Below are 16,435 nucleotides of genomic sequence, written 5' to 3' on the forward strand. Positions count from 1 at the left end.
CTGTTAGAATTCATGAACATTGTGGCATGATATCACCTTATGATTTCGAAAGTGCTTTAGCATGTTAAAACAATAAACTAGGGATATTTCTACTTTTAACTTGTCCGATATCTTGACAGAAGACCAGTAATGAAGTATTCCCATTTTTTCTTTTGCTGCCGACAATCCCTAAGATTTTAATAATACCTCCCCCTTTTCTACCTTTCTTTCCCGACTGCTATTGAATATGTTGGGTAAGCATACCATAACGACTCGCTTACCACAAGACTCCGCAGCCAGCAACGGCGCGCGCAGGCAGAACTCCGTTCCGTGCTTTTCAAAAAGTAAAAACCCGCCTGACGGCGGATTTTTCTTAGCGCGTATAAGCTCTGTTTTAAATTTGTTTTGAATAACTGAACAAAATAAGAAAAACCCGTTATATTCCATAAGGAAGAATGAGCAAACCAACTTGAATTAACGCTATTCCTAAAAAATATGTTTAATATTTTTCAGTAACTACCCCTAATGAAGAAGCCTTAATAAAAGGTAAATTATGAAGGGTATTTAAACGATCAACATCCCCGGTAACAACCGCTCCCAAAACCCGAATATCTTCTTTTGTTAAATTACCGTCTTCACCTGCAATATTTCGATAAACTCGTTCAAATTCAGATTTAAACCTGGTTGCATGTTCCCCTCCGTTTTTAAATGCCCAAATGAAATTCTGTACAGGGTCTTCTTGAGGTTCCCCATTACCATCATAAGCCTTTATACCATAAACTGTTCTTTCGGAACGTATTCTGGCAGGGTAATCAACTTCTTGGGTTGTCCCTTCAGAATCCTGTTGCTTTTCCTTACGTAATTTACTGGCTTCTTTTTCCTCCCCACTTAAGTCATCTACCCAATACCAAGAAAGTGTTACATTGTCAGGGAGCATATTATTAACCTCATCTATACTGTAATCCTTATCAAAGGATAAAGCCATTTCCATAACCTTGTCAGATCCTATATTATTCAAGAGCAGCAAATCATTTTTATATTTGGGATAACTGATAAAAGGATAAAAGAAGACCATCTCTCTTTGCCCCAACTCATTATACCTCTGCATATCTAAATCCCCGGCATCAAAACTATTTCCTAAAATCAATGGCGACGATGTACCTATTCTGTTACCCCATTCGTTCCGAAATAAACCGTAGCTGTAGTCCCCTTCACCGCTATATACTATTTTACCTTCAATAATCTTATAGGTTGTATATTCATTTCTGCCACCAAGAATTTCGTGATACCGAGATACTCTACCAACATATTTATTAGGTGCGGAAATTTCATTAAAATTATCTACAGCAATTTGCACTGGTCCTTCCAATCGGTAATTTATGCCACGATTTGCAATCGAACCTCCGATAAAAAGGACTACGATAACAAGAATACTGATTAACACATTTCTTAAAATGGAATGCCATTTGGCTTTTTTAATCGCCCTTCTTAATTTATTATTACTTGAGACAAAAAATAAGCTATCCAGTTCTTCTTCATCATTTTGCTCTTGGCTATTTAGTTGATTCTTATTCAAGTTTTAATCCCTCCCAAATTTCCTTAAACTTATTTCTTGCTCTATAAAGATAAACTTTGACTTTTTCTTCATTGAATTCTAAAGTATTTGCAATATCTTTATAAGACAGACCTATAATATACTTTAAAACCAGTAGTTCCCTATAAGAGGGTTTCAGGAGATTCAATGCCTTCTGGATGGATTGTTTTGTTTCTTCACTTATAAAATAATCTTCCGTACTTTCGGTAAGCATCTTTAGGTTGTGCGAATCATTTGCAGAAAGATTACTCTGTTTCTTTTTCTTGTTATACAGGCTGTAATAGCTATTAATGGACACCTTAAAAAGCCAGGGTCTGACTTTTTCTTCATCTATGGCATCAATGTTTTTTATGGTTTTGTATAAGGTTTCTTGAACAATATCTTCAGCATCTTCTTTGGAAGCTCCCATTTTTAAAAGATACTTAAAGACGGTCTTTGCTTCCTCCAATAGAAGCTCTTCTAAAGTGTCATGCCGCATTTTTCACCACCTTACCAGGGACATCCTAACCGGTTAAGAAATAATATGTTGTTAAGCTTACACAGATATAACCGTTATGTACCTAAAAAGTATACATGCCTTTTAAATTTAATTTATCTTAGTTAAAAATTAAAACCCTAACCCTTATAATTAGTTGCCCCTTGGGAGGTTTTTAACACCAAATATAGACAAAATACGCCTAAGAATTACTCAAAAAACACTTACTTTATTGGTAATTGGAAAAATTAATTTTAATAAAAAAGGTATTGTCTCTTAAAATTACACAAAAGACAATACCCCTTGCTTTGTTTAAATAAATTCTCTCAAATCCTTAGTAACTATCGAAATCTGAACCAGAATATAACACCATCTTCTTTATTTACAGCTCCGTAAGAAAAATTGTGTCGTTCCAAAATTGCACGGGAAATTGCTAATCCTAGACCCGAACCTTTTGTATGACTGCGTGATATATCTCCTTTTTTGAATGGTAACCATATTTCATCAATTTTATCTTCCGGTATGTGACTGCCACTATTATATATCTCCAGTGTATCGTTAAATATTCTTATATTTATTGAGCCTCCTTCGGGTGTGTTATCAATAGCATTAAAGAAAAAGTTATCAATAGCCCTTACGATTAAAGAGCGATCCGCCTTGATTAACGCTTTACCCTCCAAAGAAGTAGTAATTAATTTGTCTTCGCAAACCAGCTTGTAACGATCAATAATTTTTTTGCACACCTCACCAAGTGCTACATCTTCAAATTTAATTTGCAGTGAATCTGACTCTAATCTAGTTAGTTCGAGTATCTTGTGGATTATTTTATCCATACGGTTTACATTCGCCTGGATATGATTAGCATAATGCTCTCTTTTCTCTGTATGGATATTTTCTTGTAAATTTTGGGCATATCCAGAGATAATGCTCAAAGGAGTTTTTAGATCATGAGCCAGAGCATTGGTCATTTCCTTGCGCTGGTTTTCAAGTTCCTCCTGTTGTTTGTAAGTTTTAAAAGTTTGCGTCGCAAGTATTAATGCTGCCATACTAAATGTTATTAGACAGGAAACCCAGACGAAGGCTAAGGTAGTAAAACACCGTTCCCCGATATTTATGTCACAACCGATTACCGTCCAAAGGTCAGCCTCTAGACTTTGGTCATCATTCACTCTAACCTCATTCTGATAAGGTACCGGCAAATAGTAACGATAAGTTAGCAACTCTACCCTTTGAAATAAACCTTCTAAAATATTGAACGGATGAACGGCTTCTTTTAATTTGGACTGATCTACCACCATTTGGCGAAGCTCATTTCGTTTTTCACTGTTGGGATTTCCGTTATCTGGAACGATGGCTCCGTGTTCAAAATAGGGTAAACCCCTTGTGTTTTTAAAACCAGAAAGATAGACAATGTCATCTGTATGGACACCACCACTTGAACTCAGATTTCCTTTTTCATCAAATTTTTGGGCATACATAGCATTCACATTTACTTTTTCTGGAATGATCATACCATTATCGACCCAGAAACCCTGTAAGTTTACTGTATACCCTGAAATATCTCCTATCTTTTTCGGTTGTGGATTAGCGTATAAATATCTTTCAAGCTCCCTTATTTCTTCTTTGCTAAACCAATCCTTTGGACTTAAATAGCCATATCCTGTATAATTCTTATTTCCTTCTTTATATTTTGTATAGCTACACCGCCAATCGTTATTGGTATTAAAAAGAATTTCATAGTCACCCGTAAAAATTGCCATCTCAGAATCCATAAGGGTGAAAAAGGGACTCTCCTGTAATAACTCATTTTTTACCTTGGAAATATCTGTTATATGCTTGTCATTATCAAGGTGATTTTGCAAAACACCCTCAACTCTATTATTGACTTGTAAGGCGTATGTCCGGAGTTCCATGCCGGCTGCTTGTCTTTCCTGGAATACTAAAAATACGCTGAAACCTATCATCAGCACTAAATAGGTTGCCAAAAATACACTCAAAGTACGTAGGTAAATTATGCTTTTTGCTTTGTTCTTTTTCATTACTCCTCCTCCAGTTTATACCCTCTTTTAAATACAGTTTTGATTTGAGAAGAAGCGCTGCCTAAAGCTTTACGCAGTTTTTTTATATGGTTGTCCACCACTCTGTCATTACCATCAAAATCATATCCCCAAACCCTAACCAGTAGGCTGTCACGGCTCACCACTTGACCAAGATTGTCCATAAGAATCTTTAAAACAGCAAATTCTATTGGTGCCAGTATTACTTCCTCATCATTTACAAAAACCGTATAGCGATATGGGTCTAGTTTTATGCTACCTGCCGTCATTATTTCATTTCTTATCATACCTTTTGCACGCTTTAATAAAGCCGTTACTTTTGCATAAAGCTCTGCCAAAGAAAAAGGCTTCGTTACATAGTCATCGCAGCCAAGCTGATACCCATGCAATCGATCTTCTTCATTGTGCCTTGCTGTAATAAATATGATCGGCACATCGCTAATTTTTCTAAGCTCCCTACAAATTGTAAATCCGTCAACCTCGGGTAGCATGACATCCAAAAGTACCAAATCATATTCGTTGTCAAAGGATTTTTGGCAACCTTCATTCCCCGTTTCCGCAGAACTTACAGCAAAAGCTCCACTGCTTTTCTCTATAAAATAATCTGTAATAATTTCTCTCATTTCCGCATCATCTTCGACTAAAAGAAGCTTAAAAACCATCCTTTGCACCTCCGAGTATAGATTAGCATACAAAAATATCTTTTTTATGTCCTCTTCTAGCAAACACTTTTTGTAATCATTGCTATTAAAAGTTCATGGGAACATGTTAATCAACAACATGTCAAATAAATTTTCTCAAATTGACATCCCCAATAACATATGTTACTCTTAACCTATGTTATTGTTAAAAGAGGTGCATTGAATGTCAATCAAATCAGCAATATTAGGTATACTTAGTTGGAAGCCTTCAACCGGATACGAACTAAAAAAGACTTTTGAGGATTCCTCCTTTATGTATTGGTCTGGTAATAATAATCAAATTTACAAAGCTCTTATTCGTATGGAAGATGAAGAACTTGTTACAAGTAAAGTGATTCATCAGGATAACTCTCCTTCAAAAAAAATATATACCATAACAGAAGAAGGGCTTAAAGAATTAAAAGAGTGGGTTATATCATCACCGGAGGCTCCTGAAATAAAAAAATTATTTTTGGTACAACTTGCCTGGTCAGATATGTTAAGCAATCAAGAATTAAGTGAAATTCTCACAAAATATGAAAATGAAATCAAAGCACAATTGATTATGCAGCAGGAGAAGTGCAGACGTTCTATTCATTCTCCTAATTCTATTCATTCTCCTAATAGAAGCACTCGGGAAAGTTTAATATGGGAGATGATTTCAGAAAACATTATTTCAACCTATTATAATGAACTGAATTGGGTCCGTGAAACCCGTCAGAAGTTGTTTGAAAATGAAGCTGTGGAGGAAATAGATAAAATGAACTATCAAATTAGAGAAACAGAGAATAAAAAATATATTGAACTGATTTCTACTACCCAACCATTAAGTACCGAGAATGATGCACTTGATCTGGTGGCTTTATGCTGGGAGCATGAGGCACATGCGCTTATGATACACGATGCAGCCTTATCAGAAGACTTCTTCAAACTTAAAACCAAAGTGGCTGGTAATATTATTCAAAAATTTATAAACTATGGTATAAAAGCTGCTGCTATTATCCCTCAGGAGACAATTCAAAAAGGCAGATTTAAAGAGATGGTCATTGAAATAAACAAGGGCAATCATTTTAGAATATATGAAAGTAAAGAAGAAGCTGAAAGATGGCTTTTTAATTAGAAAGGAAGGTGAGATTGAGTAATATACGGATAGAGCCACCGTTCCGATTTGCGAGATCCACTTCAAATAGTGGCTCAAACCTATCATAATATTCAGAGATACAGTGGAAAATATATACAAATGGGAATCGGCGGTAATGATTCTTCATCCTATTCATCCAGATTGGAGGAAAAACTTTCATTCGCAGCAGAGACGTTCAAATATTTCAAACCACGGACGGCAAAAATGTCGATTTTCAGCGGATCGGATACTTAACTTCCTGAAAAATAAAGAATAATTACACTCCCATTGATAACAAAAACAGGGTATTATTTTTTAAAAGCACTAATAAATAATACCCTTGCTTTATTTTATACGAAGTCCTCGTTAAATCCTTAATATAAAAGTCTTTTTGAGCTTTAACCAACCGTTTTTGCCTTATTTCGATTGGTCTTTGTTATTAACAGCGGCCTGGGCCACCCGCTATCTTCTTAAGCAATGTAATATGAATTTTGATATTTACAAATCGTAATTATGTAATCTCCATCATTATATAATAAAATCACCTATCTTTTGCATTAGCACATCCGGACAATCAACGAAAGGAGAGTGTCCACTATTTTTTAGAATAATCAACTCCGCTTTGTCTCCCAGCGCTTCAACGGTTCCTCTTGCTGTCGCTTCCGGTATGATTATGTCCTTATCACCCCAAAAACTCAGTACCGGGGCCTCTATTTCATTTATCTGGTTATTACCCGCTGTATATCCATTATCTTCATTTGACATATTCAATGGCTTCCTTGCCAGTTATATGTTCGACGTCAATTGCAATAATATAAGCTTGCGAACATCCGATTATTTCCTTACGTTTGGCTTCTTCTGGTTGATCTCCTGAGTACTTTTCAACTAAAGCCTTAAAAGCTTCCAGCCGCTCATCACCTTCTACAATCCTTGCTTTACCAAAAGCAATAATGCTACGGAAATAACTAGTATATTTTTCACTTACTATCGTATCTTCATCGATTACTGAAAAAGATACCTTTGGGTAGTTCGAAATAGCATCGATTTTATGTCCGGCTTTTGCTGAATGAAAATAGATTTTGTCATTGTAATAGACATAGCTGAGTGGAACTGCATAAGGAAAGCCTTCATCACCTAAGCACGCCAGAACACCATTTGTGCATCTGTCCATTACAGCTACGGTATCTTCCATTGATAATAATTGCTTACCTCTTCTCAATTCTCTAAACATTGGTTATCTCCTCACTTTCATCGCATAATCGTTCAGAATAAAAACCCGGAAGATATACATAATATCTCCCAGGCTTTTATCCTTCCGTCTACACAGATAAACTGTGCGTTTTATCTCGGTCCAGATCGGGTCTTTTTAATTGTCTTATTATTGTAGTTCTGCGGGTAATCATTAGAAGCGGTATAAAATATGAATTATTTATACTCCAAAATCATCTATGCGCCATGGTGAACTTTCATCTTTTCTTATAACAAAATACCACCACTCATATGTCCCGCTTTCCTGGGGTCCCACGCTATCATTTTTGTTCTTTACTACATATTTAACTTTATAAACCTTGAGGTTATTTTCTTTTGTTCCATTTATACTACCTCTTCCGGTACTTAAATAAAGTTTCTTTACTTTTTCGTTTTTCTCTTCTTCAATATTTATAATTCGGATACTATCCAAATTTTCAAATCCCCAAACCACATTTGGGGCATTCCAATGCTCTGTTAAAGTAGTTAATAGTTTATCTTTATTTTTCTCATTTCTATATTGAAAATATTTCTCTACTACACTTTGTGCTGAATAACTTTGAGAATCAACTTTACTATGACTGTCCTTCGAGCAACCCACAAAAATAATCATAACAATTATGAGCAAAATACCAAACTTCCACTTCATTACAGCCCTCCTATCTTTTCTAAAATACTTCGCAATATTCTACTAGAAAGCTGGAAGATAACTAATATCCAACAGCATCATCCGCATTGTAGAAGCTTGCTTGCTCCGGGTTTTTATTTGGTTATTTGTGGATTTACAATCTGAAATTTGCCATTTTTAAATACAATATCTCCATTAAAAAAGACAGCATCTTCAAAAAACTGTGGGCTTGCCATCTCGTCAAAGTACACACCAAGTGGCATCTTTATTTTTAAACCATTTGAAATATCAAAGAAAACAATATCTCCATAAGCTATACTTTTATAAGTTAAGTTTTGATATTCTGCAGGAATACGATAGGTATAACTATCCTTATTGGTTTTTAATACCAGGTTATTTTCTTTTTGATAATAAGTGGCGGAGAGCGTCCTTGTCACCTGTTCTAAATAATCACTAAACATGTAGTCAACATAGCCAGATGCCCCGGAAGGCTTTAGAACATGCAGTTCATAAAGGGATAATCCTGTGCCCGAACCTGCATCTAGGACACAAATAATTTCATCCTCGCCATCATGATCTAGATCGTATTTATGTAAAACAGGCAAAATAAATCTGGGCATCAGATATTTCCAATTAAAAAGTTGAAGCTTATCCCCATATCGAAGCACTACGCCGACAGGCTTCAATCCATATAAATAAATATCTTCTTTGGGAAGTGCAGCTAGCAGGGGATATTCTGTCTTTTGGTAGCGGTCACTGGTGATAATTGACTTTTCTGTTAAATCCTTAATACTGATTGCTTTTTCTTGTTTATTTTCAGAAAGCAACCAATTAGTCGGCGGTGGTCCACTGGTCATCAGACCTTCTACATACCAGCCTTGCTCACCTTTTACCAGCCACAGCCAGCGAGGGAAAATTCCTGTTTCAAAAGCAGAATTTCCGCTATCTTTAATATCCAGTTCTAACCAATAGCAAGCCTTATTTTCATGTACATCTTCTTTAAGCACTTTTACATCCTTGATTTTTATTGTGTCCCAGATTTCCTGTCCCTGCGGATCAAAAGCCTCAGCATGTGTAAGAGAAAGCTGGGTTAGATAATCACTTTCCAGAAGTGCCTTTCTATAAATCTCCATGGTCTGCTTGGCATCCGGCGCAAAATAAGCTACTCTGTCCCACTCTGCAATTTTTTTTGCCTTATTATCATTAGGATTGCTGGAAAGCCCCATCCCCATGACTGTCACCACAATTACTCCTATAACAATTACCCACAAAGCCGGTCGCTGATAATTCAGCACGTTCTTTATCCGCCCTTTTACACCCGTTTCTCCGAAGGAAAGAGGACTTCCACTGATCATTTTTCCATTCATTGCCAAGGATAATAAGGAGGCACTATATTCCTTTTTGATTTCTGGACCAAGCTCGTTGATGACCTGTTCATCACAGGACATTTCCATATCACGACTCATCAGCACAAAGCTGATCCATGCTAAAGGATTAAACCAATGGATGCAAAGTACTAAAAAAGCCACAGGCTTAATGATATAGTCAAATCGTCTGATGTGGGTTTGTTCATGCTTTACGATGAATCTTTTCTCTGTTTCCGAGAGCCCTATTGGCAAATAAATTTTAGGGTTTATGATGCCAAGCACAAAAGGTGTGGCAATGTTTTCACACGCAAAAACATTATCCTGCAAAAGCATCGCTGTGCTGACCTTTCTTTTTAACAGGAAGTAGGAGGCAACACTATAAATTATTAGAACCAGAACACCAAGTGCCCATATGCCAGCCATAACAAACGTGATAAATTCCATTGAATTTGCACTGGCATAGGGCATTGCTGCCGCTAAAGAGCCACTGCTAATTGAATTTACTGTACCTATCCCGGTTTCTAGCTGGGGTTGTACCCTCATCCCAATATCGGAAGGGATATAATCCATTTTACCTGAGCCTGGGGTGATGGCTTTTAAAAAACTAAAAGCGGAGGAAAAGGAAAATGGACATAAAAACCGAAATAATACAACTGCCCATAAAGCGTAGGAAAAAATTTTAGGCATTTTTTTGAGAAACAATCGCGTAAGCATAACAAATAAAATGACATAACTTGTGGTAATACTCATGTTAAGTACGCTAGAAAATAAAGCCGGCAAGAAATCCATGCCTATCACCCCTTATAGCTGTCAATCAGTTTTTTAAGTTCATCTGCCTCAGCCTTTGACAGCTTTTTATCGCTCATAAAACTTGTAATAAACTGGGGCAATGAGCCGTTAAAGGTTTTGTCCATAAACTGTTCGCTTTCAAATTTTTGCACCTGCTCCCGTTTTACAATAGCACTAACGATTGCATTTTCATTTTGCAATATTTCCCTTTCACATAACTTTTTCAAAACGGTATAGGTTGTAGATTTTTTCCACCCAAGCTTTTCATTACAAAGCTTTACCAGTTCTCCAGAACCAAGGGGTTCGTTCTCCCAAACAATACAGGCAAAACGATATTCACTTTCGCAAAGATTTAATTTTTCCATGGCATATCTCCTTGGGTCTATTTATATAGACCTGCTATGTTTTTAGTCTACAGGAATAGACCTATGTTGTCAATTTGCAAATAAACCAGTACATCCTAAAGTTTGCTCTAGATCACCAAGTGACAACCTATTTCTAAAATGGATACAGATGGTATTTTGATGATTCCTGGAACTTCGGAAGTACAGCTATACATTGAAAACCAGAGTTTTCTTGAACGTTTAAATCACCTAGTTAAAATTTTAATTTAGTCCATTCTATAAAAAAAGAAACTAGGAATGATACAATATAACCTACAATAAAATACAAAGCTGCATGTACCAATATCGGTGGATATGTTTCATTATAAAGATTAGGAGACATAATTCTCGGAATAATTATGCCTCCCAAAGTTATCCCTATACTTGGTCCAATAGCAAATCTTAATGCCCGTTTTAACATTTTCCCTCCTTGTAATCCCGCACACGATATAAAAATTCTTGATGGCCTCAACCCAGTATGATACGCATAACCTCTGTTAATCTTTATTCTCAAATCTAATCCATTTTTCATTCATATAAATATCAATACTGTTATCATTTACAAATTGATATTCATACCCACTACCAAAATTAGATTGATTATCCTGGGTAGGTTTTTCAAAAGGTTCTACCGTTGAAGTTATTTTTCCATCCATGACCCCACATCTTGCTTCAATATCACTTTCTTTTCCAGTGTCTAAATATAACCTTCCTGCAATTCTTACCATTGGTATTCTATCCGTTAGTTCAGGAAAGGAAAATCTCATAAGCCAAGTACCAAAATCAGTTTTTACCACCTCTGTCCCTTTTTCAACCGTTAGATTAACATATTTTATAACTTTATATCCTAACCCATAGTATTCTGTTGAACCACCATCTTTGTGCATTACTACAGGCACTGCAAAGATAGGGGATTTATTTTCCTTTGCGAAAGAAAAATCTGTAATAAAAAATGCAAACCAAACCATTAATATTGCACCAATGATATATTTTCTCTTTTTTGTCACGTGCATCCCTCCAAAAAACACTATCTGTTGCATCATTCTCTACCAATTCAGTATAACATTTTTACCACAATCTCACATATTGAATAACCAAAACAGGGTATTGCCTCCTAAGTTTAAGTGGCGATACCCTGCTTTGAATATTTGTTTTAATTAGTTCGCTTGGTCTATTTTGTTAACCGCCGCCTGGACGGCTGCTATCATAATAGACCAAAGTGCCGTTTTTTCACATTGTGGAACCCTTGATGTAATTCATAAATTGCACGGCTGTTGTGACTAAATGCACAGAATAACAGCCTTTACCATTTAAGGGGCAACACTCCAGTGCTTGGGGTGAATAAGTAATGGAGGTAACCTTGTACTACCATCCCCCTTCGCTACATTAAGCTGAGCTTGTGTAAGAAAGATACTCTTGCTAAGATCGGCTCCTCTAAGGTCTGTATCTCGGAAATCAGCTCCAATGAAATCAGTACCCTTTAGGTCTGCTCCTCTGAGGTCTGCTGCAATAAGATATGCTCCCCTCAAGTTAGCTCCTCTCAGGTCAATTTTTCTAAGGTCAGTCGCAATAAGGTCTGTTCCCCTGCCGAAGGTTTTCTTGCGTCCGCGATGAGTCTTCAGCCCTTGTAAAACTTCACTCCTTACGAGTTCACTCGTCCTCAGAAGCAGAGTATTAACTTTTTCTCGGTGTGCTACCAAATCTAGTTGCATGAGTAAATCGGGTCTAAGGCAAGTGACTTGTTCCGTCTCATAAAGCATGGAGCTAAGCGCACCATGGATCGTGCTGGCTGGTTGTAGCGTCAACGCTTCTGTCAGATACCAGAGGAGCTCATGAAGTTGTCTCATGAATAAAAATACCTTAAACATTTGCTCAGAAGATTCTGGGGCCTTCCGCCAGTCGCGTCCATCAAAACTAACTTTAGAAACCTTCTGACCCGCGCCAAAACACTCAAATGCAATGCAACCTTTAAGTCCATGTTCCAATAGGTTATTGTGAATACAACAGCGAAAGTCTTGTTCCAGATTGGGGCAAGGCTCACCTGCGTTTTTATTGATCGGGAAACCTTCTGAAGCTGAAAAGTAGAGTGCAACACAGCATAAACCAAAACAGTTTTCACAGTCAGGGTGCAGATTACTGCGTTTTTTGCCAGAGAAAGATGAATCTATTTCGTTTTCGGACAATATTTGTTCCCCCTTATCGGCTTCAACCAATCTTTGCTGCAACCGCTGCTTGGGCGGCTGCTATCCTAATGGACCAATCACCGTTTTTTACTATTATGGAACACTTTTTGTGTCCATAAACTCTTACACCTTTTTTCACCGACGATGAACTGCCTTTCACTTTTAGATCTTTGATTACAATAACAGAGTCTCCATCTTTCAAAGTGTTTCCATTGGCATCATTGATCACCTCATGACTGACCCAAAATCAGCCATTATCGCAGATTTATAATTACCGGTCTATTTCTCTAAATGCCAAAGACTCGTAATTTGTATAATGCTGCTGCAACCTATCCTCAAAGGTATAAGCACCACTTAAAATCAAGTCCTCGGTCTTTGTATAGGGAATGTGTAATGGGCTTAAAAGATGTACGTAACTAAGGGTAGCATGAGTAGCATAAATATTACTGTCAACTCTGACCGTATAACGGTAAAGTACATATCCGCCCTGATCTTCAGAGTCAAATGGATAACTTAGAGCACCCGTTATTAGTACGGGGTAGTAGGTACCAAACATCGTGTTTTTTGTCATTTTATCACATACAATGCGGGGGAAATCCGCAGTATACTCTGTACCTCTTTTGCTGTAGAACAAGCTGCTGCTGATTACCTGCTTGTCATCCGCTTCTGTTTCTCCTGAAATCAGAATGCCGTCCTGCCAGATTGGCCGTCCTCCTTTCCATGTGAAATATTGCATGACATATACCACATTTTCCGGCATCTCGATGTAGACCGTAGTGGCCTCGATATTTTTTTTACCCGGTTTATAAGTATGGGTAATTTGTGTGTGCCCTCCAAAGCTTTCCCGATGTTCAACTCTCTTTGCATCAAACATCAGCAACTTACTAAATGATTCGACATTCACAGCATCACTTAACCTTGACACATCTTCATTGCTGAGATACCGTAGGGCTTCAGCCGGAAACTCCATGTCAAGCAGATGTTGCCTTACTTCAGTGGTTTCCGGTAGATAATACTCTTGTTGTTCCAGTTGCAAATGGTTGTAAAAAGTACTGCATATGATCACAGTTGTCAGTGCAACAAGAAAATACGTCCATCCAAATGTTCGGTTGCTGATCCTGATCGGGGCGTTTGTCAGAATGTATCCCGTATCATCCAATTGGCCTCCAATGAGGTACAATGATCGTACAATAAAAATATAGCATATCACCATGGGGATAAAGATCAACCAACTCTCCGGAAGTGGGAATAGAGCAATAAGGAATGCTGCCACTGTCCACAACGATGCCCAAAGCAATGGATTGCCTTCCATTAATCTACCTGCTTTTTGAGAAGTCTCTTGCAGAGCTGCTCGGAAAACGAGAAACATAGCTATTTGAAAAGCAAGCATTACCGTACCTATAGCGATCTCTCGATAGCCCACAATGTTTAGGGGCGTGGAAACCAAAACGAGGTCTCCCAGTTGTAAAAACAGCTTCAATATGGAAAGTATCCATGCAATCTTAAAATATTTGTTTTCATTTCTTAGGCTGCGAAAGCCGATAAAAATCAGCATAACACCTATAGTAGGCAGAATATACTGCAGGTACAGAAAATCTAGACGCAGTGTTGTCAGGATAAAACCCCAAGTGATAAAGCCAATCGGTTTGCTCCACGGATTTATTTTACGGATTTCCTCTTCTGGAGGGGTCACATCGCTGAGCTGGTCAATCATCTGTTGATCAAAATTAAAATCTTTTCCGCTCATCTGAAATCACCTCCCAATTTTTTCTGCAGCTTTTTTCGCAGGCGGTATAGTTTTCCCTCGACAGAACGTTCTGTCATTCCAAGCTCTGCAGCAATTTGGGATGTTCGCTGCAGATAATAGTATTTACGGTAGAAAATATGCTGTTCTTCAAAGGAAAGTGTACTTATTGCACACTTTAATTCCTCTGCCCGTTCCCGGCGAAGGACATCATCTTCCAAAGAGGAGGTATCCGCTGTCTCCTCTTTTAGTTCGTCATGCTTCGTATGTCTGCGTTTCAGATAATTGAGCGCTGTATTTCGCGATATGACGGTAAGCCATGTGGAGAATTTGCCCTTTTCTGGGGAATAGCTCTCGATGGAATGCCAAACTTTTACGGAGATATCGCTGATACATTCTTCTATATCGTTCTTATTTTGTAAAATGCCTCTAACTATATAATGCATCAGTCCTGAATATTGTTGTTGCATGAGCATTAGACCTTTGTCCTTTTGAGATCTTATTAGCTCAATAATCTTTTCATCCACAGACTCACCTCCTCCATCATCTAACCTATTGTACAAGTGAATTTATAGAATCCCACGGAATATTTATTTTGAGTTAAATAACAGGGTATCGCCCCGAGTCGGTCACGGAGCGATACCCTGTTTCATTTTGATTAGGTTATTTTTTTGAGTATGTCTGAAAGCATCCAGCTTATCTCTTCACCTTCAGTGCTGCTTGTGCGGCGGCTATCAAAATAGACCCTTTATTCTGTTTTCAATCTGCGAAACGATCTACCACTAACCGTCCATCCAGAAAGACCATCACCACATTTCGAATGGCCTGAATATCTTGGATGGGGTTGTTACGCACTAACACCAAGTCTGCTGCGCGCCCAGGTTCAATAGCTCCTATATGTCCAGTTCCGAGTTCTTTAGCAGCCTCGCTGGTCGCAGCTTTAAGAGCCTCCCGCGGCATAAGTCCACTTTCTACCAAAAGCTCAAGCTCCTGATGAACGCTGGCACCGAAGGGAACACCCGGCATTCCCGCATCTGTGCCAAGTACTATGCGACCACCGGCGTCATGAAACTCTCCAACTCGTTTTCTAAGCTGCTTATGAACATCTGGTTCAACTACTACATTCGTTACCATCAGCGTAGGGGATAGAGGCACCTTACTTTCCACCAATAAATCAAGAGTTTCCATCGGCCATCCCTCGAGCACACCACGCGCTTCCAGATGTTCCAAGCCGTCAACTCCAGCTGCAAGTACGTCTTTAAGATCCTCCAGCGTTCCCCAATGAGCGATAACAGGAAGGTCGTGCTTATGTGCCTCGGTCACAATAGCGCCCAAGACATCGGGGGCGATAGGTTCTAAGGAAAGGCGCTTAGGATTTCCCCTTTCCTGAACGACTTTGATAAGATCAACACTGCTATCTCCATTGACTAACGCATTTACTAAATCGCGGGCTTCGTCCGGGGTTGCCGGAAGGCGGACCGCATCTGACATGGGATCGATTCCAAAGGTTGCTACTGGGTGTCCTCCCTTAGTTGTGAAGATGGGTCCGGCAGCAAACAAACGTGGTCCTTCCAAAACACCGTCCCTAAGTTGCTGGCGAAGGTCCATGATCCACTCATATTCATCACCAAGGCTTCGCACTGTCGTAACACCATGGTTTAAAAAAGCACGCCGTGTACCGGGGATAAAGCGTACCCAGTCGGCTATCAACTTCGGCATTGTTAGTAAGTGAGGTTTCTGACCCACGTCAAGTTCCGGTGATCCCAGATGTACATGCAGATCTAACAAGCCGGGCACTAGGGTGTAACCGTTCATATCCAAAATAGTCGCATCCGAAGGAATGTCAATGTCTTTATCATTTCCAACCCTGACTATTATTCCGTCGTGAATAAGAACGGTAGTATTCTGACTAGTGACTAAATCTTCGCCAACCAACACCGTGGCTCCGGTTAATGCCAAATATCCCTTTTGGGCTTCGCTGACCTTATATAAGGTTCCATAGTAGTAAACAACACAGGATACAATCAGCATTGTAATGAAAACAAAAGCGTACAGGATAATCCTCCTCGTATAATAGTAGTAGATCCACTGGACAGACCTAATTTCCATAAATGGAATAAGGTGGGTCCAGGTATGAGAACCGGTTCTCGAATAACGGGTATCGAGACCAGCTAAAATGATAACCAAG

At 38.4% G+C, this 16,435-nt stretch carries 15 protein-coding genes and 1 pseudogene; 1 reads left to right on the forward strand and 15 read right to left on the reverse strand.

Annotation, left to right across the window (positions count from 1 at the left end):
- Nucleotides 1-478: 478 nt before the first annotated feature.
- The 4 genes from V6C11_RS15255 to V6C11_RS15270 all read right to left on the reverse strand — a co-directional run bounded on the left by V6C11_RS15255 (nt 479) and on the right by V6C11_RS15270 (nt 4,767).
- Nucleotides 479-1,555, reverse strand: coding sequence for an anti sigma factor C-terminal domain-containing protein (locus V6C11_RS15255; RefSeq protein ID WP_333532061.1), 1,077 nt, complete (start codon nt 1,553-1,555; stop codon nt 479-481).
- A complete protein-coding gene (locus V6C11_RS15260) occupies nt 1,548-2,051 on the reverse strand; it encodes an RNA polymerase sigma factor (RefSeq protein ID WP_333532062.1) in 504 nt (167 codons plus the stop codon). Before V6C11_RS15260 ends, V6C11_RS15255 begins: the two co-directional genes overlap by 8 nt.
- Nucleotides 2,052-2,389: 338 nt before the next feature.
- The gene (locus V6C11_RS15265; RefSeq protein WP_333532063.1) at nt 2,390-4,087 is read right to left on the reverse strand and encodes a sensor histidine kinase; all 1,698 of its coding nucleotides are present in this window, start codon (nt 4,085-4,087) and stop codon (nt 2,390-2,392) included.
- A complete protein-coding gene (locus V6C11_RS15270) occupies nt 4,087-4,767 on the reverse strand; it encodes a response regulator transcription factor (protein WP_333532065.1) in 681 nt (226 codons plus the stop codon). The genes V6C11_RS15265 and V6C11_RS15270 overlap by 1 nt, the downstream gene beginning before the upstream one ends.
- A gap of 202 nt (nt 4,768-4,969) precedes the next feature.
- Here V6C11_RS15270 and V6C11_RS15275 point away from each other — a divergent pair, with 202 nt between their 5' ends.
- Nucleotides 4,970-5,905 carry a DUF4180 domain-containing protein gene (locus tag V6C11_RS15275; RefSeq protein ID WP_333532066.1) on the forward strand — a complete coding sequence of 312 codons (936 nt, stop codon included), beginning with the start codon at nt 4,970-4,972 and terminating at the stop codon, nt 5,903-5,905.
- Nucleotides 5,906-6,433: 528 nt separating this feature from the next.
- On the opposite strand, the gene V6C11_RS15280 is transcribed toward V6C11_RS15275, so the two are convergent.
- From V6C11_RS15280 to V6C11_RS15330, 11 genes and pseudogenes are all read right to left on the reverse strand, one after another.
- Entirely contained in the window at nt 6,434-6,670 is a 237-nt protein-coding gene (locus V6C11_RS15280) for an alpha/beta fold hydrolase (protein WP_333532067.1), read from the reverse strand.
- The gene (locus V6C11_RS15285; RefSeq protein WP_333532068.1) at nt 6,660-7,136 is read right to left on the reverse strand and encodes a pyridoxamine 5'-phosphate oxidase family protein; all 477 of its coding nucleotides are present in this window, start codon (nt 7,134-7,136) and stop codon (nt 6,660-6,662) included. The genes V6C11_RS15280 and V6C11_RS15285 overlap by 11 nt, the downstream gene beginning before the upstream one ends.
- A 198-nt stretch (nt 7,137-7,334) precedes the next feature.
- Nucleotides 7,335-7,802 (reverse strand): DUF4829 domain-containing protein, encoded by a 468-nt coding sequence (locus tag V6C11_RS15290; RefSeq protein ID WP_333532069.1) that lies wholly within the window; start codon nt 7,800-7,802, stop codon nt 7,335-7,337.
- 113 nt (nt 7,803-7,915) lie between these two features.
- The gene (locus tag V6C11_RS15295) at nt 7,916-9,937 is read right to left on the reverse strand and encodes a M56 family metallopeptidase (protein WP_333532070.1); all 2,022 of its coding nucleotides are present in this window, start codon (nt 9,935-9,937) and stop codon (nt 7,916-7,918) included.
- 5 nt (nt 9,938-9,942) lie between these two features.
- A complete protein-coding gene (locus V6C11_RS15300) occupies nt 9,943-10,302 on the reverse strand; it encodes a BlaI/MecI/CopY family transcriptional regulator (RefSeq protein ID WP_333532071.1) in 360 nt (119 codons plus the stop codon).
- A gap of 515 nt (nt 10,303-10,817) precedes the next feature.
- Nucleotides 10,818-11,327 (reverse strand): hypothetical protein, encoded by a 510-nt coding sequence (locus V6C11_RS15305; RefSeq protein ID WP_333532072.1) that lies wholly within the window; start codon nt 11,325-11,327, stop codon nt 10,818-10,820.
- A gap of 303 nt (nt 11,328-11,630) precedes the next feature.
- Nucleotides 11,631-12,503 (reverse strand): pentapeptide repeat-containing protein, encoded by an 873-nt coding sequence (locus V6C11_RS15310; RefSeq protein WP_333532073.1) that lies wholly within the window; start codon nt 12,501-12,503, stop codon nt 11,631-11,633.
- 118 nt (nt 12,504-12,621) lie between these two features.
- Nucleotides 12,622-12,732 (reverse strand): annotated as a pseudogene (locus V6C11_RS15315) (PhnA domain-containing protein); the annotation flags it as partial.
- A gap of 42 nt (nt 12,733-12,774) precedes the next feature.
- A complete protein-coding gene (locus V6C11_RS15320; RefSeq protein WP_333532074.1) occupies nt 12,775-14,250 on the reverse strand; it encodes a hypothetical protein in 1,476 nt (491 codons plus the stop codon).
- The gene (locus V6C11_RS15325) at nt 14,247-14,774 is read right to left on the reverse strand and encodes a sigma-70 family RNA polymerase sigma factor (RefSeq protein WP_333532075.1); all 528 of its coding nucleotides are present in this window, start codon (nt 14,772-14,774) and stop codon (nt 14,247-14,249) included. The genes V6C11_RS15320 and V6C11_RS15325 overlap by 4 nt, the downstream gene beginning before the upstream one ends.
- 232 nt (nt 14,775-15,006) lie before the next feature.
- Nucleotides 15,007-16,435 (reverse strand): amidohydrolase family protein (locus V6C11_RS15330; RefSeq protein WP_333532076.1); only part of this gene is annotated, 1,429 nt, incomplete at its 5' end.

Source organism: Desulfotomaculum sp. 1211_IL3151 (assembly GCF_036763075.1).
In the GTDB taxonomy this organism is placed as follows: domain Bacteria; phylum Bacillota; class Desulfotomaculia; order Desulfotomaculales; family Desulfotomaculaceae; genus Desulfotomaculum.

Excerpts from the sequence above, each read along its gene's own strand:
- V6C11_RS15270 (WP_333532065.1), bottom strand. The coding sequence starts at position 4,767 with ATGGTTTTTAAGCTTCTTTTAGTCGAAGATGATGCGGAAATGAGAGAA.
- V6C11_RS15280 (WP_333532067.1), bottom strand. The coding sequence starts at position 6,670 with ATGTCAAATGAAGATAATGGATATACAGCGGGTAATAACCAGATAAAT.
- V6C11_RS15290 (WP_333532069.1), bottom strand. The coding sequence starts at position 7,802 with ATGAAGTGGAAGTTTGGTATTTTGCTCATAATTGTTATGATTATTTTT.
- V6C11_RS15285 (WP_333532068.1), bottom strand. The coding sequence starts at position 7,136 with ATGTTTAGAGAATTGAGAAGAGGTAAGCAATTATTATCAATGGAAGAT.
- V6C11_RS15300 (WP_333532071.1), bottom strand. The coding sequence starts at position 10,302 with ATGGAAAAATTAAATCTTTGCGAAAGTGAATATCGTTTTGCCTGTATT.
- V6C11_RS15320 (WP_333532074.1), bottom strand. The coding sequence starts at position 14,250 with ATGAGCGGAAAAGATTTTAATTTTGATCAACAGATGATTGACCAGCTC.
- V6C11_RS15260 (WP_333532062.1), bottom strand. The coding sequence starts at position 2,051 with ATGCGGCATGACACTTTAGAAGAGCTTCTATTGGAGGAAGCAAAGACC.
- V6C11_RS15275 (WP_333532066.1), top strand. The coding sequence starts at position 4,970 with ATGTCAATCAAATCAGCAATATTAGGTATACTTAGTTGGAAGCCTTCA.
- V6C11_RS15265 (WP_333532063.1), bottom strand. The coding sequence starts at position 4,087 with ATGAAAAAGAACAAAGCAAAAAGCATAATTTACCTACGTACTTTGAGT.
- V6C11_RS15295 (WP_333532070.1), bottom strand. The coding sequence starts at position 9,937 with ATGGATTTCTTGCCGGCTTTATTTTCTAGCGTACTTAACATGAGTATT.